Here is a 19,530-nt window from a genome sequence, read left to right as displayed (position 1 = left end):
TACTTTGGACCCATCATATCAAAAAGCCTTTGAAAGGTCAAGAATAGCCTGCTTTCTAGACTCTCGAAACTAATTCCCTCCCAAGTTAAAACAACTTGCTTGACAAAAGCTTGACTTCATGGTTTAATATACCCCATAAGGGTATATTTGGAGGTGCCTATGTTTCACCTATTATTTACAAAAATTGACAGTATTTCTACCAGCGAGTTAGAAGCTAAACTCAGAGAACCGATTCAGCTACTAGATGTTCGGACGCCTATGGAATTCCGGAGAGGCCATATCAAAAATGCCAAAAATGTTCCTTTAACGGAAATCGGTTCTTACACACCAGCGACAAAAGAAACACTCTATGTTATTTGTCATTCTGGTGTGCGAAGCAAACTAGCTGCGAAAAAGCTAAAGAAAAAAGGCTACGATGTCATCAATGTCCGAGGCGGTATGAGCGCTTGGACAGGCAAGGTCATCTAGAAGCATAAAATAATTGGCTACACAGCCTTGAACCTTATCGAAGGTCTGAGCGATAATATCCAATGGTGTCAGCTCAAAGACGATCTGACTAAGGGCCAAAAATCCCTAGATGTACGGATAAGTGGCGAATTTCAGGGGGGCGACCCAAGGTCGATACCATTCATATCCCCCTAAACAAACTATGGGAGAACTTGGATGAACCAGACGCCTACATCAGCGTTTTGCGTAGCTAGATCACAGAGCGTAGCCTCGAGCGGCAGGATTTACCGTCCAAAACCCTGATAGCGCTTATTCACAATATAAAATGTCTAATCCAGAAGGAGTCAAATATGGAAACGAGTATCAGCATGGCTGATTTTTATGAAAAATACCTAAATGAAAATCTAAACCTTATCGATGTACGTGAAGTGCACGAATTCCAAGCAGGACATGTACCAGGTGCCAAAAATCTGCCTTTAAGTACCTTGGAGCAAGGTTACAAAGAACTCAAACCTGACCAGGAATACCATGTCATCTGTCAAGGTGGAGTACGCTCCGCATCTGCTTGTGAATTTCTAAGCACCCAAGGCCTTACCGTTATCAATGTAGAAGGTGGTATGAATGCTTGGTCCGGTCAAGTAGAATAAGCAAAAAACCGATTAAGTTCCTTAATCGGTTTTTTCATTTCTGCAACCCAATGATATAGGGCTCGTAGCCCGTCGCTTTTAAAAAAGAAGCAACTTTATGGTATCTAAAAAGAGGTTTTCTCATTGGTATTGGGGGAACTCATCCGTTTGGCCGACATGATTTCTTTATCGAAATAGACTTAAATGCCTTTGTCTGCATTGTTTATCAATAGCAAATTAGTTTATTTCCGTTTAATCAGGTATCGGATGGCCTTTTCTAGGCGTTCCTTTTGAGCCTCGGGGTCGTCTAGTGGTTGGTTGATACAGTCAGTGAGATTTTCAGTAATGATCATCTCAATCACGCGCTCAACGCTAGATTTCACTGCTGTCAACTGCGTAACAATATCTGCGCAGTCACGATCTTCTTCAATCATCTTTTGAATCCCACGTAACTGACCCTCTGAACGTTTCAGGCGTGTTATATACTTTGAGTTTGTCATTAATTTATCCTTGGTCACTTTTTCTTCATTATATCTCGAATAAGGGGCTTTGTCAAAATTCACTTCCTGTCTGTATTTGTAGGAGGCAACCTCTCCTCTGTATCAGATAGAAAAGATTGATAAGCATGGAAATGGAAAAGAAACTCTGTCCTCCTTGAAGCTCGATGGGAAGTCACGTTTCCTTTCAACCAACTGACCTTTATGCGTATATCTTGGACAAATTGGACAAAAAGGCTAGGATCACTATCCCATAGACTATAACTAGAGCCAGCCCAAATCCGATACCAAACCACTTGTAAAACTTGTCCATTCCGCTGTAACGTTCGACATAGGCCCTGGCCGGCTTGTCTGGATCATACCAGACCGTCAGCTCCGAATGAAGGGGGAAATGGGTCTGCATCAAGCGTTTGAAGGAAACAAAGGAGTTACTGTAGCGAGTGATCGAAGGCGCTAGCATATCTTCTCTTGTATAGTCCTTTAAAAATTTAGTAGTCCCCCACGGAATTGTGACCGTTTTGAACATAAAATACTGCAAGGTTTTCTTATAAGCAATCCCATCCACCGTGTATTCGACGATAGGTGGATACCCCTCACGAAAACGGCTATAGCCGATAACCGTTCCCTGTACGGATGACTTGGCAAGGCGGACCAACTTCTGATCCCGAAGATAGAGGAAAAGAAAGGTCCCACACACAAATACAAAAGATAGGAAGATGACGATTGTCCCAACTATCAAACCAATCACTTCTTTATTCATATGAACTCCTCCTGTTATTTAATACGGTAAAATCCCAAAACGAACTCGTCCAGAAGGACATTGAAGCTCTCGAGTCTACTCTTCGGATTTTTCTTTTGACTGTTTTTCTCTCAAATCTTTTACAGATTTCGATATGATATCTCTCACCTGTTCGTCAGTAAGTCCTGGAATCTGGTAATAAGGATTATTGGACTCACTTTTTGACGGTTTTGTTCCTGAACTTTCGGTTTTAGAACTTTGTTCAGTCGAAGACGAGGATTTCGACTCTGAGGAACTGGATTCTTTGATCATAGAGGAACTGGACGACTCAGACTCAGAAGGCTTGGACGTTTCAGGCGTTTTAGAATCAACCTTAGGCGGCTTGTTTACTTGGTCGTTCGGCTGTTTCACAGGTTTATAGAATAGCCCAAAAGACAGCAGCAAGGCCATCAAGATCCCAATGCCAGCAAAAGTTCTTTTATTAGCTTCAGCCGAGGGAACCTTTACTCCCTTTGTACTGAGTATTTTCCATTCTGGATGCTCTTTTTCTATGGCTTTTTTCTGTCTCCTAAGAGGACCAAGTAGAAAATGATTAAAAGGCACAATCGTTACCATAGCCACCGTTATAAGCGGGACATAATTGGAATGACTTGATACCAGTAGAACATCGAGTATAGCGAGAAGAATGAAGAGGAAACGCCCCACAAACTTACGAACTTGATGCTCTTTTTTGATCTGCAAATATCTCTCTTGTGACATTATCATCCTCTCTTTTCTATTTCTTCATTAAATATCACTTTCCCCTGTTCATATTTTCGCACAGCTAAGAACCAGCGGATAGGGTTGTTTTGGAATAAGAAAAGGTACAACAAGGCAGGAAAGAGACCTGCTAAAGGCGAGAAAAAGATTTGTATATCAAATGCCTCTTGCTTATTGAATGAGTCAATAGTGCCCGGAATTGCAGCAGCAAATATTACTATAGTAGTCATAAAAACTAGTAGCATGACAATCATAAAAGCCAACATTTTCGCAAACGTCGCTTTTTTCTCACTAAAATTTTCCCAGAACAAATTTGAATAAACTGCTTCTTTAAACTCTTTCTTTGTTGCTCCTTGGACTCGTTTCACTCCTTTATATAAGGCGACTTCCATCATCCATATAAATCCAAATAGGATAAAGGAAAGACAAAGAATAAAAATAGGAACCATCCCACTATTATAACGAAGGCCTGAGAAAATTGGTATTGCAACAAATCCTCCGAGTAAACCTAACAAAGAGAATATAGCAATTAAAGGAGCAATCCCCCTATTCGATCTCCTAGCTCCTTCTGTATTTAAGAGGGCACTCTTATCGGCTACGAGAGCCTCTTTTGTTCGCGTGTTATAGTAAACGGCCTTATCACCGCTCTGTCCTATAAAAATTATTTTTCTCATATAAAATCACCACGGTTTCCACCAATCACTATAATCAGAAACTTCAATTTTATCATAGGTTGTTGATAAAACATCACCAACCACTGTTAATGGTAATAGCGTTTCTCTCGTGTTTCTAGTTCTTCTTCTCCCCAAATATCACTTTCCCCTGCTTGTATTTTCGTACAGCTAAGAGCCAGCGGATTGGATTGTTTTGGAATAAGAGCAGTACGACACTAATTGGGACGATTGTTGCTCCGATGGGTACCATAAACATAGACGGCTCAAACCATTCATGCTCATAGTAAGGAATGAAGGTCCCAGGTATGGCAAAGAACACAACAATAACAAAAACGAATAGAAGAACGAGGATAACAAATAGATACAAGATGATTTTATCGACTGTTGGTTCCTTATCTGGTGACTTCCTCCAAAATTTACTACTTTCAACTGCTTCTTTAAACTGCTCTTCACTTGCTGGGACAAGCGACTTAGCCCCACTGTAAAAAAGTTTTTCAAATCCATAAATACTTCCGATAAAAACGAAAAGGATAGCGGCTAGATGGATAGGTGCCATCCACTCACTCAATCTAAAGGGTGCTATCAAGGAACGAATCCAAATGCTGATGATAGCAACTAGCAAGAAAATAAAGAAGACAACCCAAGGCCACTTGGATTTCTTTGAACTGATGGCACCGTCGGTTTCTGACGAGGCGCTAGATTCTGTCGCTAAAGCCTCTCTCGTCTTTGTGTTATAGTAGACGGATTGCTGGCATCCTTGGCCTATATAAATGATTTTTCTCATCTTACATTTCTCCCTCTTTCCCTCGGCTACTGTCCTGTAATGTCTCCATCAGCTCCTTGAACAGTCGTTTGCGCGTTTTCATCCGAAAATCATAAACTATATATGTAAGAATACCAATCCCTAACATGTACATAATTAAAAATTGAAAATCAGAAACAGCCAGATAACGATAGGCTGAAAAAATCGTTATTAAAACAAAAATGTAGCCAACTACTGTCAACGCCCTAGATTTTCTCCTAAGTGTTTTGATATTGGCTTTTGTCAGCCGGACTTTTCTAAATCTATCTGTCTTCATGTTGCGTCGGGTAGACTTGGCAAGGAGAATGGTCCCGAAAACCAAAAACAGAGACATCAGGATAAAGAAAATCAGATTGAAAAGGGATGAGACATCTCCAAAGGTTTGGTTGAGCAACTTTGACAGCCGTTGGAAGGAATAGATTGCAATAGGGGCTGCAATGGCTGAATAATTCATGCCTTGTTTTACACCGTAGAATACTTGATTCTTCAGATCATAATAGATAAAATAGTCCTCCAGAGGGCCCATACTAATTAAATTTTTTACACTTGTGTCCATCTTATTTCCCGTCTCCTAAACTCATACGGATGTTCAAACAGAGTCCTACTTTCTCTCAAAAGCATCGTGACGACGATTGCCAGCATTCTAGCTGATTTTTAGCATTTGCCTTCCTAGAGAAAGAAAAGTTTATTAGTATTATAGCATGAACCCCCAGAAAAGGGAAAATATCCCCGACCGATGCCTTTGCCAGATCCAAGAAAGGTTTCGTCATTTCATAAAAAAGCGAACAAGTCCGCATTCTAAAAACAGAATACGAGCTTATCCGCCTTTTCCTATGTCTCTAAAATAAATAATGTGTTTTCCTCGTCTCATCGTGCCAAGCGAATGCGGGTTACAATCCCATCTGGGTCTACAAGATCCAGTTCACTCGAATTTAGCCATTTGATCGGTGCTTCTAGCTCTTGTGCTTGCTTAACGATGTTCAAGAGTTCTTCCTTGCTTTCGACCTCAAGGACATAGTAGGCCAAGCCTGACAAGCCTTGCTCACGCGGAGCCAGACCTTTTCCAGCCCATTCGTTGACAGCCAGGTGGTGATGGTACTGACCAGCCGCTATCCAACTAGCACTAGGAATGCTAAATTTATCTTCTAGTCCTAACACCTTTTGATAAAACTGGCTCGCCTCACGACTATCCTTCACCGATAGATGGATATGCCCCATTCTCGTCCCTTCAGCTAGGATAAAGGGATCCACCTTTTCCCCTAACTCATAGATGTCCTGTGCCGCAAGGGCTTCGGTCACACCGATAATGCGACCGTCTTCTCGAATATCCCATGAAGACACTGGCTTATCACGGTAGAGTTCAATGCCATTCCCTTCCAAATCCTCTAGATAAATAGCCTCGCTGTATCCATGATCTGCACCCCCAACCAGAGGAATCCGCAAATCACTTAGGTGTTTCAAGACATCTGCCAAGGCTTTTCGTGTCGGCAACAAAATCGCCAGATGGTAGAGCCCATAATGCTCCCTTACTTCGCCAGACTTTTCTGCCTGAATCAAGTGAACCAAGGCTTTTCGACCAAGTCCCAAAATCGCTTCTGTCTCTGTTTGAGATAAAATCTCCAAGCCAATAATCTGGTGATAAAAAGCCGTTTGACTCGTCAAATCCTTGACATTTAAAACCGCCTCTGCTAGATAAATGTGGCTTTGGTATGCATAAGTCATAGGGTGTCTCCTTTTTCGTTGTAACTTTATGTATTACATCAATTATACACTATTGAGATAAAATGTCAACGAAGACAACTCAAAAGAGCTGGAAACCAGCTCTTCTTTTTATTTTACAACAAGCTCGTAGCGAGTTTTGCTGGTGAAAGTTTCCCCTGCTTTGAGAATGACTTGGTCTTTGAGGTCACTATGAATGGCATCTGGTAAAGCTTGCGCTTCAAGGGCAATCCCATTGTGTTGCACCATTGGCTGGCCTCCGATGATGACACTCTCATCCACAAAGTTTGCTGTGTAGACCACAAAGCAAGGGGCCTCTGTCTTGAACAGCAGGAAACGACCTGAGTTTTGGTCATAAAGGAAACCAGCATTGTCATGACCTGCAGGAAGAGCAAATGGGTGATCCAAACCAGATACCAACTGGATTTGTTCATCTTCCTCTGCAAAGATGTCCTTCAACAAAGCTCCATTGTAGATGTGTTTAACCACATCACGATTAGCATCTGGAGTCTTATCCGGAACACCGTCCGGAGCAATTGGGTAAATGCCCTCCGTATTTAGCTGGAAGACATGGCGGTCAACTGTCTGCGTGAAATCACCAGACAAGTTGAAGTAGCTGTGGTTGGTTGGATTGACAAGCGTATCCTGATCTGTCGTCACCTTATAGCTGACTTCGTAGGCGCCAGTTTCTTCCAAGTGGTAGCTGATCCAGATCTTGAGATTACCAGGAAATCCTCCTGTCCCATCTGTACGCTCTGTGTAGAGGGTCAAGCCATGGTCGCTCACCTCAGTTAATTCAAACAAACTTGAATCCCAACCTGTTGAACCACTGTGGTTACAGTTGCTAGCGTTGTTGACTTCAAGATTATAGGTCTGACCATTGAGCTCAAATATCGCACCTGCAATACGGCCCGCTACAGGACCTACACTTGCTCCATGCTTAGGACTATTGCCTACATAGCTATCAAAATCATCAAAGCCCAAGATAACATTGGCAAAATTTCCAGCCTTGTCAGGTGTGACATAGCGCAAGATGGTCCCACCATAAGTCATAATTTCTAGTTGGTAGCCACTGTCAGTCTCAAAGCGATAGGCCAAGACATCCTTGCCCTCATGATTTCCAAATACACGTTCTGTGTATGCTTTCATTCTTCTCTCCTTTGATCCATTTCTCTCAAGTAAACAAACCATAGAGAGTGTATTCACCATCTATGGTTGTAGTTTCTATTTTCAAAATCCTTTGTCAGAAAACCTTAAGTATCTTCTTAACAAAAGGGGATTCTTCTATACCTGTTTTATGCTTCTACACGTTCAGTCCATGAAGTCGCTGTTGTTTGAAGAACCTTGTTGAGTTCGCCAATGTTCTCAAAACCAGTTGTACGTAGCCACTCACGAGCCGCTGCCTCACCATCTTTGATGTAGGCTTCAACTGATCCAGCCCATGTTGCACGTCCACAAAGAACACCGTTGAAGTTTGCGCCTGATTCGTGGGCAAAGACAAGTGTTTCTTGGAAAAGTTTAGCTGAAACTCCCGCACTCAAGTAGATATATGGCAAGTTAGTTGCTTCATCTTGCGCTTTGAAGAAGGCTGCTGCTTCTTCACGAGTATGCACGATTTCACCTTCGCCAAAGCCTTCAACGTATTTGACGTTGACTGGAACTTCTACTTTCAAGACATCGATGTTGAAGCGTGGGTCTGAGAAGACCTTCATAGCACCGATAACCTTGTGTGGTTTTACTTTGGCGTATTCTGCAGAACCTGCGTCAGCGATTTTTTCATCGTAAGCCAAGATTTCAAGAAAGAAAGGAATGTCTTCCGCCACACACTCAGAACCGATGCGTTCGATGTAGGCTTGTTTTTCTTGGTTGAGTTCGTCAGAACTGTCTACATCATAGTAAAGCAAGAACTTAACAGCGTCTGCGCCTTGTTCCTTAATGCGTTTGGCAGACCAAATATCCAAGCAGTCAGGTAAGCGTTTGGTGCTTGTTGTATCGTAACCAGTTTTTTCATAAGCAAGGAGAAGACCAGCATTGGCATCAAGCGCTTTAGTAGCTGGAAGACCATACTCAGGGTCTAGAAGCATAGAGGATGCGTATTTTGTCAATTCATCTGCAACCAATACTTTAAGTTCTTCCATTTGAGCAACTGTTGGCTCTTCTGTTTGGTATTGAGCCATGAGGCGTTTCAAAGCGCCACGTTGGTCAAAGGCAAGAGCTGAGATAATGCCGTTCTCGTCAGAGAGTTTTTGCAAGCAAGCTACTTTATTGGGACTTAATTGTAATTTACTCATAGACACTTCCTTATTTTTGATAGTCATGAATGATCACACCTTGTACCACACGGTTTACTGTACCTGTAGGAGATGGTGTATCTGGTTTATTTTCTACCTTGAGTGAAGTCAAAAGGGCAAAGAGTTGAGCATATACGATGTAAGGGAAGACACGGTAAATATCGTTCAAGACACCGCCACAACCAAGGGCCACTTCTTTGACATTTTCAAGACCAAAGGCTTGATCACTCAAAAGCACAACACGACGAGCAATGTGATCACCAGCCACTTCACAAACCAAGTCCAAGTCGTACTTGCGAGTGTAGTCTGTCGTTGTACCAAATACCAAAACAACTGTATCTTCGTTGATTAATGATTTTGGACCGTGACGGAAGCCAACTGGGCTTTCATACATGGTCGCCACTTGACCAGCTGTTAATTCCAAAATCTTGAGCTGAGCTTCATGAGCAAGTCCAAAGAAAGGACCAGCACCCAGATAGATAACACGGTTAAAGTCAAGGTCAACAAGCTCTTTAACATCTGCTGCATTGTCTAGAATCTTACGAGCAAGGCTAGTCACAACTTCAAAACGTTCAGCTTTCACAGCAAATTCTGTAGGATCAAAGACCAAGAGAGCTGTCAACATCATGGATGTAAAGCTAGAAGTCATGGCAAATCCAGCGTCATTGGAAGCAGCTGGTTGCAAGAGTAAGAGATTGTGGTCATCGCCATGGGCTTGAAGTGCCAATTTCCCTTCTGCAGCACATGTAATGGTCACTTGATAGAGGTCGTCAACCAAGGCTTTAGCCAAATCAACCGTCGCCACACTTTCAGGTGAATTCCCACTACGAGCAAAGGATACAAGGACAGTCGCCACATCTTTTTTCAGATAAGTTTCTGGATTGGCAACAATATCAGTTGTCGCAATAGCATTGAAGTTCCATTTGCGTTCATCATAGACTTCCTTAAAGTATGGTACCAAGGTATCTCCCACATAAGCAGAAGTCCCAGCACCTGTCAAGATAACCTTAATATAGTCATGTTTATCAGCAATCCCTTGTAGGAAGGCTGCAATTTCTTCCCGTTTTGCTTGATAGGCTTCAAAAGCTTCTTTCCATACATCGGGCTGTTGGTAGATCTCACGAGTCGTGATTTCTGCACCCAGTTCAAGTAATTCTTCTTTTGTGTAATTTAGCATAGAGTTCCTCTAATCTATTGTTGTTTCATTCTTATTGAAAATATGGGAATGGGAGTGACTCCCATTCCCATGTATATTCTATATAAGATGCTCTAAGTTACATCTTATACTCAATGAAAATCAAAGAGCAAACTAGGAAGCTAGCCGCAGGTTGCTCAAAGCACTGCTTTGAGGTTGCAGATAGAACTGACGAAGTCAGTAACATCTATACGGCAAGGCGACGCTGACGTAGTTTGAATGTGATTTTCGAAGAGTATTATTCATCTTCGTCATCATCAAAGCCCGCTAACAAATCATTGACTTTCACAATGCTTTCTGCAGCACGGCTCTTGTAGTCCGCATCTGCACCTGTAAGGCTGGCATTGATAAATTCAATCACCATTGGAAGATTCATCCCTGCGTAGAGTTCAATGTCGCGACCTTCCATGATCAAACGGCTTACCACGTTACATGGTGTACCACCGAGAAGGTCCGCAAAGACTAGGAAATCATCCAATCCTTCGATAGCAGCTTCAAATTTTGCAGTAAATTCTTCTGGACCATCTTCTGGAAGAAGGGCCACTGCATGAATGTTGTCCTGTGGACCCATGATCATTTCTGTGCTACCTTTAAGTTCTTCACAGAAACGACCATGACTCACCAAAATTAATGATTTACTCATAAATTATGCGCCCATTCCAAGCAAGAATTTACCGATGAATGAAAGACCTACTGCAAGAACGATAATGATACCGATCGCTTTAGTAGAGTTCATACCTTTCTTACCAAGCAACCAGAAGATAAAGGCAGTAAAGATTGCTGGAAGCAAACGTGGGAAGATTGAGTTCAAGATGTCTTGGAAGTCAATCATCTTTTCACCGATTGGCAATTTGTAAGAAATCTCAAAGTTGATCATTGTTGCTACAAGAGCACCCATCATGAAGACACCAAGTACAGATGCAGCGTCAATCAAAGCTGTCAAAGTACTTTGCATGTTGTTGATAAGGTTAACCCCTTCTTTGTAGGCAAATTCCAATTGTTTCCAACGGAAGATGTCATAAGCAACTGCAACTGCGATCCAAAGGAAGATACCCCATGGTTGGCCAGCGATAGCCATAGTTGCTGCGATAGATCCCATGATAGCAGGTACAAGTGAACCAAAGATTGTATCTCCAAGAGGAGCGAATGGTCCCATCAAACCTGTCTTGATACCGTTAACCGCATCTTTAGAGACAACGCCATCTTTTTCTTCCATGGCAAGGTCAAAACCAGCGATGATTGTGTGGAAGAATGGTGAAGTGTTGAAGAATTGAGTATGAACTTTCATCATTTCTTTCAACTCAGGAGTTCCATCTCCATACATTTTACGCAATTGTGGCAAGATCATGTATAGGTAACCTGATGCTTGCATACGTTCGTAGTTCCATCCCAATTGGAAAGTGAACAAGCTACGTTTGTTAATTTGATTAAAATCTTCTTTTGTTAATTTGTAATTAGAATTCGTCATCTTCAATTTCCCCACTTTCTGATGGTGTAGAAGGTGCTGCTACAGCAACTTTTTGGCTGTTCTTGAAGTGAACAACTGCAAGGAAGATACCCACGATAGAGATACCGATCATAGACAATCCTTTGAAGTTGTTAACAAAGCCAATTTTTTCAGCAACTTCAGCAGGAAGAGTGCCAATGATTCCAGCAACTGCTCCACCAAGACTTGTTACGTTTGAGTAAAGAACAGTCAACATAGCTGTCAAACCGAATCCCATAGCAAGGTAGTGAAGGTTACGTTTAACTGGAAGGTAACGAAGCAAGATAGCGAATCCAAGACCTGGAAGCATACGACCTGCAAGAGTCAAACCGTCTGCAACCCATTGGTATTCTTTAACAAGGTTTACAACACCTTGTACGAATTCTCCACCGAAAGCAAGGGCGAAGAATACTGGAAGGGCACGAGAAAGAGCCCATGGAATCGCACCAAGTAGGTAGTTGCGTTCGATACCTTTGTAGTCAAAGCGTTCGATCGCAGCATCAATACGGTGTGCAAAGAAAGTAGTTGTCATACGTCCAAGAACGTCGAAGTATGTCAAAAGTGCTGCTACTGGTACAGCGATTGTTGTAATCGCAAGATCTGTATCAATACCTTGAGAGATAGAGAATGCTGTTGCAAGAACCGCACCAGAAGTTGCGTCGATACGAGAAGCACCACCGAAGGTACCAACCCCGAGAACGAACAACTGCAAGCTACCACCGATAAACAAACCAGTTGTCACATCTCCCATGATCAAACCAGTAATGAAACCAGCGAATACAGGGGAACCTGCAGATGAAACGATTGTCAACTCATCACAGATTTGATAAGCTGAGTACAAAGTGAGAAGTAAAATTTGCCACGGTTGTATCATAACAATGACCTCCTAAAAATTTTTTCCTATTTTAATAAGCTCAAAAAGTCTGAAACTGGATCATTTGGAACCATTTGAGCAGTGAGTTTCACACCTTTTTCTGCTAGTTTGTGGAAATCTTCCACATCCTTGTCTACCACGTTGATAGAACGTGTGATAGAGCGAGTTTCTGGTGTTTGAGACATATTGCCGACGTTGAGTGTTTCAAGCGGAACACCTGCTTCGACCAAACCAAGGAAACGGTCTGGTTTACGTGCAACGATAAAGAGACGTTGGCTATCGTATTTACCAGCAAGGATATTTGCTGCTGCTTTCTCAACTGGCAAGATACTGAGTTTCACACCTGGTGGTGTCGCAAGTTTCAAACCACTCTTTTCAATATCGTTGTTAACAACTTCGTCGTCTACAACCATAATGCGTGAAACATTTAGTTTTCCAGCCCAAAGATTGGCTACTTGACCGTGGATCAAACGTCCATCGATACGGCATCCTACAATTGTCATAAGTTTTCCCCCTTTATGTGTTTTAGTGTAGGTTTACGAGTTAAATGAATCTCTTCTTTATATTCGCCCTCAGTTTCAAAGATAATGATGCGGTTAGCACCTTCCTTGAGATAACTATGAGGGATATAAAGTGAGAGGGTCGGGCCGACGTTCCAGAAACGCCCTAGGTGACGCCCGTTGACAAAGGCAACTCCCTTACCAAACTCAGACAAGTCTAAGTAGGTATCCTTCGGCTCTTCAACAGTAAAGTCGAAAGCGTAAAAGGCTGGTTGTCCTTCTGTCCATCCTTTTGAAAAATCAATCTTCTCAGGATTATCCAGTGGCAGTGGATATTGTTTCCAATTCAGTAAGAAATGTAGATCCTTGCAGACACCTGTTCGAATTCCTTTACGTTGCGTATCTGCCAAGAACTTATGACCGTAGTTGACACGCCCCATATTTTCGATCAAGATGTCAATTTCTGAAAAGCCTTCTCGGTTGCCCTGACAGTAGATATCTTCACCAATCTCTGTCTGGTATTGAGTAGCAATCCATTGACCATCTACAAAGAGTTGAGCTCGGTCACGTCCATCGATGATACGGAGACGTTCCTCTTCTGCATCCCAACTTGCCTCCGTGCGGTAGAGAAGGTAGCCATAACTTTGACCAAGTTCTTCCATCGCTTTTGGATAGAGGCTTTCAGTAGGACTAGAGAGATTATCCAGGGTTTCAAACAAGGAAACTTTTTCGACCAATGGAATGGACCCTATCTCCATGCTTTCCTTATAGAGTGGTTCCAACTGTGGATACTCTGGGAAGTGGGTTGCCATCATCTTCTTGACTGCTAAGTATTTAGCAGTTGGATTTCCTTCTTCATCTAGAAGGGCATCATAGTCGTAAGATGTGACTTGTGGCAAATCCAGAGTTCCTCGAGCCGAGCAACCATTCATGAAACCAAAGTTTGTTCCACCATGGAACATGTAAAGGTTGATAGAGCCTTGCTCCAATACCTCTCGAACAGCTTCTGCCAATTCTTTAGGATCCCGTGTGATGATGGGTTCTTTCCAACGGTTGAACCAACCATCCCAGAATTCCATACACATGAGGGGCCATTTCTTGCCATACTCATCAAAGAATTCCTGCATCTGTGAAAAGTTGTACGGAGCTTTAGAACCGAAGTTTCCTGTCACAAAGAGGTCATCTTCGATCAAGGTTCCGGCTTTCAGAGTAGCCCTCCATGGGCCATCTGAAGTAAAGAGTGGGCAATCAATCCCTCGGTCTTCCATCAATTTCCGAATTGCTCGTAGATAAGACTTATCTTCTCCATAAGAGCCATATTCATTTTCGACTTGCATCATAAGAATGTTTCCACCATTATCCAACAAGCGAGGCACAAGCCTTGGCAATAATTGGTCATAATAGCGAGCAACAGCCTCGATGTAGGCCGGGTCGGACGAGCGAATTCGCATGTCCTTTGTCAAGAGCCAAGCCGGCAAGCCACCAAATTCCCATTCCGCACAGATAAATGGAGACGGGCGTACAATGGCATAGAGACCTAGATCTTGTGCAATTTGAAGAAATCTCTCCAAATTTCTGGCACCTTCAAAATCAAACTCCCCTTCAACAGGTTCGTGTAAATTCCAAGCCACATAGGTCTCGACTGTATTAAAGCCAAGCGCCTTTAAGTTATAGAGAGAATGATACCAATCCTCTGCTGGAATCCTAAAATAATGAATGGCGCCGGACAAAATCTTGAACGGTTTTCCGTCTAAATAGAAATCGTCCTCAATTTTAAATCTGGTCATGTTATTACCTCTGACGAATTAAGTTTGCGCTTTCATTTATTATAATATTAACTATAATCAAATCTTTTGCATTTGTCAATAGGTTTTAGAAAATTATTTAAAATTTTTCTATTTTTTTACTTACCGTTTACCGAAATTATCTAAAAATAGCATGAAAACGATCTTTTTATGTATGATAATTCACAAGAACATCAAATGAATTTTTTTACATGTAAAATAACATTTTTAGTCTATTATTTTAATTTTTTGACCTTAATACTACTCTTTTCTCTATATTTGTGGTAAAATCAAAATTGGAGAAAGAGAATCGAGGTGAAATTTATGGCTATTCCTAAATACCAATATATTAAAGATGAATTAAAAAACAAAATCATCTCTGGTCAATTTGCAAGTGGAGATAAATTTTATACAGAAGCCGAATTGATCGCGATGTACGATGTGAGTTCAATCACAGTTGTTCGTGCCTTGAACGACCTTGCTAAAGACGGCTACATTGTCCGCCAACAAGGTAAAGGTACTTTCGTTTCACGTGCCCGCAAGCACAAACTCGTTGAGTTTTCAGATGTCGAAATCTTTGAAACAAAAGACGATAAAGTTACTGTCCTTTCTATCGAGCGCGGAAACAAACTTGAATATTTAGATAAACTTGGACTACGTGGAGATCAATTCTACTATAAGATTGAACGTATTCGTCAGACAAACGACGTAACATACATCTACCACACATCTTATATTCCTGAGCAATACATCAATGCCAACTATCCAAATCTTGACTATTATAGCTCTATCTATACACGTTTCAAATTGGATTACCGCATTCACATGAGTGATGAACACTTTGAGGAAATCAACGAAATCGCATTCCCAACACCAGAGCATGCTGCTTCTGTACTCGGAATCGATACACAATTCCCAACTGTCTTCCAAACGAAGACTACAAAACTTGAGGCCACTGGCCAAGTCCTTGCCTATAGTGAAACTTATAAGCGAGCGGACTACTACAAAATCAAATTCATCTCATGCAATCGAGGTCATTAAGAAAAAGCCTGAGCCTAGCTCAGGCTTTTTCTCTATTCATTATAGCACGAGAAAGAAGTTGTGAAAACGCTATGAAGGGCTCTTATTTAATTAGTAGCATTTTTACTAAAAACAAGGTAAAATTTCGTTTGGTTTTTCCTCTGTTTTATCCCTTATTAGCAAATTTCTCCTAAATCTTATGATTTCCTCTATTTATTATAGTTCTTATATAAACCCACTTGACATTTTACTCCTTAGATAATAAAATAAAATTGGTTTTATGTAAACGCTATCATATATGATAATAACAAGGAGGTTTTGTCATGAAACTAGAAAAGAAACAGCGCTTCTCCATCCGTAAATACGCGGTTGGGGCAGCTTCTGTACTTATAGGATTTGCTTTTAGCGCACATGTCGTATCTGCCGACGGGATTACTCCAGCTCCAACAGCTGAAGAAACTGTTCAAACGATTCAGGAGAGTCCGCGAGCAACCGAAGAACCTGTAGACTCTAAGGTTCCAGAAAAACTGGAAGAAAAGGCTGACAAGCCTGTAAAAGAGGAGGTCAAAGAAGACAAGGAGGCTCCTCGAACAGTTGCTCCAACAACAGAAGAGTCAAGCGCACCAGTTGTGACAGAAAATGCTGCTCCAACTCCTACTGCCGAGAAAGAAAGCCCTGCCCCAGCTGAAACTCCTGCTGAAAGCACTCCTTCAGAAAAGAAAAATGAAGCCGTCACACCTGCAGTAGCCACTCCTAGCACGGAACGAGCAGCTCAAGTAAATGAAAAACTAGCAAAAAGAAAAATGATCTCAATCGACGCTGGACGCAAGTACTTCTCTCCGGACCAACTCAAAGAAATCATCGACAAAGCCAAACACTACGGTTATACTGACCTCCATCTCTTAGTCGGAAATGATGGTATGCGTTTTATGTTGGACGACATGACGATCACAGCCAATGGAAAAACCTATGCAAGTGATGATGTCAAACGTGCACTCGAAAACGGAACCGATGCCTACTACAAGGATCCAAACGGCAACCATTTGACAGAGAGTCAGATGACGGACTTGATTAACTATGCTAAAAACAAAGGCATTGGTCTCATCCCAACTGTAAACAGCCCTGGTCACATGGATGCGATTTTGCATGCCATGAAAGAACTAGGCATCCAAAAACCGAACTTCAACTACTTTGGTAAGGAATCTGCTCGTACCGTTGACCTTGATAACAAGGAGGCTGTTGCATTTACCAAAGCTCTAATCGACAAGTATGCTGCTTACTTCGCTGGCAAAACTGACATCTTCAATATTGGACTAGACGAGTATGCTAACGATGCGACAAACGCTAAAGGTTGGAGCGTTCTTCAAGCCTATAAATGGTATCCAGAAGATGGATTCCCTGACAAGGGTTATGATAAATTTATCGCCTACGCCAACGACCTTGCTCGCATCGTCAAATCTCACGGTCTCAAACCAATGGCCTTTAACGATGGTATCTACTATAATAGCGATACTAGCTTTGGAACCTTTGACAAAGACATCATCGTTTCTATGTGGACTGGTGGATGGGGCGGATACGACGTCGCTTCTTCTAAACTTTTAGTTGAAAAAGGCCACCAGATCCTTAATACCAACGATGCTTGGTACTATGTTCTCGGACGAAATGCCGACGGCCAAGGATGGTACAACCTTGACCAAGGGCTCAACGGTATCAAGAGCACTCCAATTACTTCAGTACCAAAATCTGAAGGGGCGGATATCCCGTTCATCGGGGGTATGGTAGCTGCTTGGGCGGATACCCCATCTGCACGCTATTCACCATCACGCCTCTTCAAACTCATGCGCAGCTTCGCAAATGCCAACGCTGAATACTTCGCAGCTGACTATGAGTCTGCTGAGCAAGCTCTGAAAGAAGTACCAACAGACCTTAACCGCTATACTGCAGAAAGTGTCGCAGCTGTAAAAGAAGCTGAAAAAGCCATTCGCTCACTTGATAGCAACCTCAGCCGTGCCCAACAAGACACCATTGACCAAGCAATCGCGAAACTCCAAGAAGCTGTAAGCAATTTGACCTTCACACCAGAAGCTCAAAAAGAAGAAGACGCAAAACGTGAAGTTGAAAAACTTGCCAAGAACAAGGTAATCTCCATCGATGCCGGACGTAAGTACTTCACGCTCGACCAACTCAAGCGCATCGTAGACAAGGCGAGCGAACTCGGCTACTCTGATGTGCATCTTCTCCTAGGAAATGATGGACTTCGCTTCCTCCTTGATGATATGACCATCTCAGCTAACGGCAAAACTTATGCAAGTGATGATGTCAAAAAGGCCATCATCGAAGGAACAAAAGCTTACTACGATGATCCAAACGGAACTACTCTTAGTCAAGCTGAAATCACTGAATTGATCGAGTACGCAAAATCAAAAGGCCTCGGACTCATCCCAGCAATCAACAGCCCAGGTCACATGGATGCCATGCTCGTCGCTATGGAAAAACTTGGAATCAAGAATCCTCAAGCCAACTTTGACAAGGTTTCTAAAACAACTATGGACCTTGAAAACGAAGAGGCGATGAACTTTGTCAAAGCCCTCATCGGTAAGTACATGGACTTCTTTGCAGGCAAGACTAAGATCTTCAACTACGGTACAGACGAATATGCCAATGATGCTACCAATGCGCAAGGCTGGTACTACCTCAAATGGTATGGACTCTATGGCAAGTTTGCTGAGTACTCTAACACTCTTGCTGCCATGGCCAAAGAAAGAGGCCTTCAACCAATGGCCTTCAACGATGGTTTCTACTATGAAGACAAGGATGATGTTGAGTTTGACAAGGATGTCATCATCTCTTACTGGTCTAAGGGATGGTGGGGTTACAACCTTGCATCTCCTCAGTACCTGGCAAGCAAAGGCTACAAATTCCTTAACACCAACGGAGACTGGTACTACATTCTCGGCCAAAAACCTGAAGATGGTGGTGGTTTCCTCAAAAAAGCAATTGAAAATACTAAAAAAACACCATTTAACCAGCTTGCATCTACCAAATATCCTGAGGTAGATCTTCCAACCGTCGGAAGCATGCTTGCTATCTGGGCAGACAGACCAAGTGCTGAGTACAAGGAAGAAGAAATCTTTGAACTCATGACTGCCTTTGCAGACAATAATAAAGACTACTTCCGCGCTAACTACAATGCCCTCCGTGAGGAACTTGCTCAAATCCCTGCAAACTTGGATGGATACAGCAAGGAAAGCTTGGAGGTCCTAAATGCAGCGAAAGAAGCTCTCAACTACAACCTCAATCGTAACAAACAAGCCGAGTTAGACGCTCTCGTAGCCAAACTCAAGGCAGCCCGCCTAGGCCTTAAACCAGCAGCAACCCACTCAGGAAGCCTCGATGAAAACGAACTAGCTGCCAATGTTGAAACCAAACCGGAACTCATCACAAGAGCAGAAAAGATTCCATTTGAGGTCATCAAGAAGGAAAATCCGAACCTCCCAGCTGGTCAGGAAAAGATCATCATACCTGGTGTAGAGGGCGAACGCACTCATTACATCTCTGTCCTTACTGAAAATGGGAAACAAACAGAAACGGTTCTAGATAGCCAAGTAACCAAAGAACCTGTGACCCAAGTGGTTGAAATCGGCGCCCCTATCACGCACAAAGGGGATGAACACGGTCTTGCCCCAGCCGCAGAGGCAAAACCAAGACTGGACATCCAAGAGGAAGAGATTCCGTTCACTACCGTGACACGTGAAAATCCGCAATTACCACTCGGACAAACGCAAGTCATCGTTACTGGTGTAAATGGTCGTCGTACGATTTTCTACTCTGTCAGCACTACTGCTGACGGCAAGGAAGAAAGAACCCTTGTCAATAGTGCGGTATCGCAGGAAGCGGTCACTCAAGTTGTTGAAGTCGGCACTGCCGTTGAGAAAGCTGAGCAAGCTGAAACAACTACTAGCAAAGCAGAAGAAAAACAACTCCCTGCAACAGGAAGTCAAGACTCTGCAGGCTTGGTCGCAGCAGGACTCATAGCCACACTGGCAGCCTACGGACTCACTAAGAGAAAAGAAGATTAAACCCCTTCGACAAGAATACAAAAAAGCGAGATTGAATC

The 19,530-nt window shown here is 42.5% G+C and carries 19 protein-coding genes and 1 pseudogene; 5 read left to right on the top strand and 15 right to left on the bottom strand.

Features of this window, described 5'->3' with window-relative positions; genetic code table 11:
• The first annotated feature begins 159 nt into the window (after positions 1-159).
• The 3 genes and pseudogenes from MK395_RS08795 (at position 160) to MK395_RS08785 (ending at position 1,094) form a co-directional block, all read left to right on the top strand.
• On the top strand, positions 160-468 hold the full coding sequence (locus MK395_RS08795; protein ID WP_000468871.1) for a rhodanese-like domain-containing protein: 309 nt from the start codon (positions 160-162) through the stop codon (positions 466-468).
• Positions 469-477: 9 nt separating this feature from the next.
• Positions 478-823 (top strand): annotated as a pseudogene (locus MK395_RS08790) (rhodanese-like domain-containing protein); the annotation flags it as partial.
• Positions 798-1,094 (top strand): rhodanese-like domain-containing protein, encoded by a 297-nt coding sequence (locus MK395_RS08785; protein WP_268711695.1) that lies wholly within the window; start codon positions 798-800, stop codon positions 1,092-1,094. The pseudogene MK395_RS08790 and the gene MK395_RS08785, both read left to right, overlap by 26 nt.
• A 221-nt stretch (positions 1,095-1,315) precedes the next feature.
• Here MK395_RS08785 and MK395_RS08780 read toward each other — a convergent pair whose 3' ends face one another.
• From MK395_RS08780 to MK395_RS08710, 15 genes are all read right to left on the bottom strand, one after another.
• On the bottom strand, positions 1,316-1,573 hold the full coding sequence (locus MK395_RS08780; protein ID WP_002880547.1) for a metal-sensitive transcriptional regulator: 258 nt from the start codon (positions 1,571-1,573) through the stop codon (positions 1,316-1,318).
• Positions 1,574-1,772: 199 nt separating this feature from the next.
• Entirely contained in the window at positions 1,773-2,330 is a 558-nt protein-coding gene (locus MK395_RS08775; protein ID WP_268711694.1) for a DUF3592 domain-containing protein, read from the bottom strand.
• Positions 2,331-2,405: 75 nt separating this feature from the next.
• On the bottom strand, positions 2,406-3,068 hold the full coding sequence (locus tag MK395_RS08770) for a hypothetical protein (protein ID WP_216728787.1): 663 nt from the start codon (positions 3,066-3,068) through the stop codon (positions 2,406-2,408).
• Between the two features lie 2 nt (positions 3,069-3,070).
• Positions 3,071-3,742, bottom strand: coding sequence for a hypothetical protein (locus MK395_RS08765; RefSeq protein ID WP_001226099.1), 672 nt, complete (start codon positions 3,740-3,742; stop codon positions 3,071-3,073).
• 115 nt (positions 3,743-3,857) lie between these two features.
• Positions 3,858-4,526 (bottom strand): hypothetical protein, encoded by a 669-nt coding sequence (locus tag MK395_RS08760; RefSeq protein ID WP_268711693.1) that lies wholly within the window; start codon positions 4,524-4,526, stop codon positions 3,858-3,860.
• 1 nt (position 4,527) lies between these two features.
• Entirely contained in the window at positions 4,528-5,100 is a 573-nt protein-coding gene (locus MK395_RS08755; protein ID WP_268711692.1) for a hypothetical protein, read from the bottom strand.
• A 311-nt stretch (positions 5,101-5,411) separates the two neighbouring features.
• On the bottom strand, positions 5,412-6,266 hold the full coding sequence (locus tag MK395_RS08750; RefSeq protein ID WP_049550122.1) for a VOC family protein: 855 nt from the start codon (positions 6,264-6,266) through the stop codon (positions 5,412-5,414).
• Between the two features lie 108 nt (positions 6,267-6,374).
• Positions 6,375-7,412: an aldose epimerase family protein gene (locus MK395_RS08745; protein WP_065371453.1), complete on the bottom strand. Its 1,038-nt coding sequence runs from the start codon at positions 7,410-7,412 to the stop codon at positions 6,375-6,377.
• A gap of 146 nt (positions 7,413-7,558) precedes the next feature.
• Positions 7,559-8,554: a tagatose-bisphosphate aldolase gene (lacD, locus tag MK395_RS08740; protein ID WP_065371936.1), complete on the bottom strand. Its 996-nt coding sequence runs from the start codon at positions 8,552-8,554 to the stop codon at positions 7,559-7,561.
• Positions 8,555-8,564: 10 nt separating this feature from the next.
• The gene (locus MK395_RS08735; protein ID WP_070657280.1) at positions 8,565-9,731 is read right to left on the bottom strand and encodes an SIS domain-containing protein; all 1,167 of its coding nucleotides are present in this window, start codon (positions 9,729-9,731) and stop codon (positions 8,565-8,567) included.
• Between the two features lie 256 nt (positions 9,732-9,987).
• Positions 9,988-10,392 carry a PTS sugar transporter subunit IIA gene (locus tag MK395_RS08730; RefSeq protein WP_000045700.1) on the bottom strand — a complete coding sequence of 135 codons (405 nt, stop codon included), beginning with the start codon at positions 10,390-10,392 and terminating at the stop codon, positions 9,988-9,990.
• 3 nt (positions 10,393-10,395) lie between these two features.
• Positions 10,396-11,217, bottom strand: a complete 822-nt coding sequence (locus MK395_RS08725; protein ID WP_049520508.1) for a PTS system mannose/fructose/sorbose family transporter subunit IID — start codon at positions 11,215-11,217, stop codon at positions 10,396-10,398.
• Positions 11,204-12,109 (bottom strand): PTS mannose/fructose/sorbose/N-acetylgalactosamine transporter subunit IIC, encoded by a 906-nt coding sequence (locus MK395_RS08720; protein WP_065371455.1) that lies wholly within the window; start codon positions 12,107-12,109, stop codon positions 11,204-11,206. Before MK395_RS08720 ends, MK395_RS08725 begins: the two co-directional genes overlap by 14 nt.
• Positions 12,110-12,135: 26 nt before the next feature.
• Positions 12,136-12,612 (bottom strand): PTS sugar transporter subunit IIB, encoded by a 477-nt coding sequence (locus MK395_RS08715; RefSeq protein WP_000156968.1) that lies wholly within the window; start codon positions 12,610-12,612, stop codon positions 12,136-12,138.
• Positions 12,609-14,396: a glycoside hydrolase family 35 protein gene (locus MK395_RS08710; protein ID WP_268711691.1), complete on the bottom strand. Its 1,788-nt coding sequence runs from the start codon at positions 14,394-14,396 to the stop codon at positions 12,609-12,611. The genes MK395_RS08715 and MK395_RS08710 overlap by 4 nt, the downstream gene beginning before the upstream one ends.
• A gap of 321 nt (positions 14,397-14,717) precedes the next feature.
• Here MK395_RS08710 and MK395_RS08705 point away from each other — a divergent pair, with 321 nt between their 5' ends.
• Both MK395_RS08705 and strH read left to right on the top strand, forming a co-directional pair.
• On the top strand, positions 14,718-15,434 hold the full coding sequence (locus MK395_RS08705) for a GntR family transcriptional regulator (RefSeq protein ID WP_001007181.1): 717 nt from the start codon (positions 14,718-14,720) through the stop codon (positions 15,432-15,434).
• Between the two features lie 302 nt (positions 15,435-15,736).
• Positions 15,737-19,492 carry an LPXTG-anchored beta-N-acetylhexosaminidase StrH gene (gene strH, locus MK395_RS08700; RefSeq protein WP_268711690.1) on the top strand — a complete coding sequence of 1,252 codons (3,756 nt, stop codon included), beginning with the start codon at positions 15,737-15,739 and terminating at the stop codon, positions 19,490-19,492.
• Positions 19,493-19,530: the final 38 nt, after the last annotated feature.

The sequence above is a fragment of the Streptococcus oralis genome, from assembly GCF_026782085.1.
GTDB lineage: Bacteria > Bacillota > Bacilli > Lactobacillales > Streptococcaceae > Streptococcus > Streptococcus oralis_DA.
Note: the sequence above shows the minus strand (reverse complement) of the source record. Positions and strands in the feature narration are given on the sequence as shown.

Excerpts from the sequence above, each read along its gene's own strand:
- MK395_RS08795 (WP_000468871.1), top strand. The coding sequence starts at position 160 with ATGTTTCACCTATTATTTACAAAAATTGACAGTATTTCTACCAGCGAG.
- MK395_RS08785 (WP_268711695.1), top strand. The coding sequence starts at position 798 with ATGGAAACGAGTATCAGCATGGCTGATTTTTATGAAAAATACCTAAAT.
- MK395_RS08780 (WP_002880547.1), bottom strand. The coding sequence starts at position 1,573 with ATGACAAACTCAAAGTATATAACACGCCTGAAACGTTCAGAGGGTCAG.
- MK395_RS08775 (WP_268711694.1), bottom strand. The coding sequence starts at position 2,330 with ATGAATAAAGAAGTGATTGGTTTGATAGTTGGGACAATCGTCATCTTC.
- MK395_RS08770 (WP_216728787.1), bottom strand. The coding sequence starts at position 3,068 with ATGTCACAAGAGAGATATTTGCAGATCAAAAAAGAGCATCAAGTTCGT.
- MK395_RS08765 (WP_001226099.1), bottom strand. The coding sequence starts at position 3,742 with ATGAGAAAAATAATTTTTATAGGACAGAGCGGTGATAAGGCCGTTTAC.
- MK395_RS08760 (WP_268711693.1), bottom strand. The coding sequence starts at position 4,526 with ATGAGAAAAATCATTTATATAGGCCAAGGATGCCAGCAATCCGTCTAC.
- MK395_RS08755 (WP_268711692.1), bottom strand. The coding sequence starts at position 5,100 with ATGGACACAAGTGTAAAAAATTTAATTAGTATGGGCCCTCTGGAGGAC.
- MK395_RS08750 (WP_049550122.1), bottom strand. The coding sequence starts at position 6,266 with ATGACTTATGCATACCAAAGCCACATTTATCTAGCAGAGGCGGTTTTA.
- MK395_RS08745 (WP_065371453.1), bottom strand. The coding sequence starts at position 7,412 with ATGAAAGCATACACAGAACGTGTATTTGGAAATCATGAGGGCAAGGAT.
- lacD (WP_065371936.1), bottom strand. The coding sequence starts at position 8,554 with ATGAGTAAATTACAATTAAGTCCCAATAAAGTAGCTTGCTTGCAAAAA.
- MK395_RS08735 (WP_070657280.1), bottom strand. The coding sequence starts at position 9,731 with ATGCTAAATTACACAAAAGAAGAATTACTTGAACTGGGTGCAGAAATC.
- MK395_RS08730 (WP_000045700.1), bottom strand. The coding sequence starts at position 10,392 with ATGAGTAAATCATTAATTTTGGTGAGTCATGGTCGTTTCTGTGAAGAA.
- MK395_RS08725 (WP_049520508.1), bottom strand. The coding sequence starts at position 11,217 with ATGACGAATTCTAATTACAAATTAACAAAAGAAGATTTTAATCAAATT.
- MK395_RS08720 (WP_065371455.1), bottom strand. The coding sequence starts at position 12,109 with ATGATACAACCGTGGCAAATTTTACTTCTCACTTTGTACTCAGCTTAT.
- MK395_RS08715 (WP_000156968.1), bottom strand. The coding sequence starts at position 12,612 with ATGACAATTGTAGGATGCCGTATCGATGGACGTTTGATCCACGGTCAA.
- MK395_RS08710 (WP_268711691.1), bottom strand. The coding sequence starts at position 14,396 with ATGACCAGATTTAAAATTGAGGACGATTTCTATTTAGACGGAAAACCG.
- MK395_RS08705 (WP_001007181.1), top strand. The coding sequence starts at position 14,718 with ATGGCTATTCCTAAATACCAATATATTAAAGATGAATTAAAAAACAAA.
- strH (WP_268711690.1), top strand. The coding sequence starts at position 15,737 with ATGAAACTAGAAAAGAAACAGCGCTTCTCCATCCGTAAATACGCGGTT.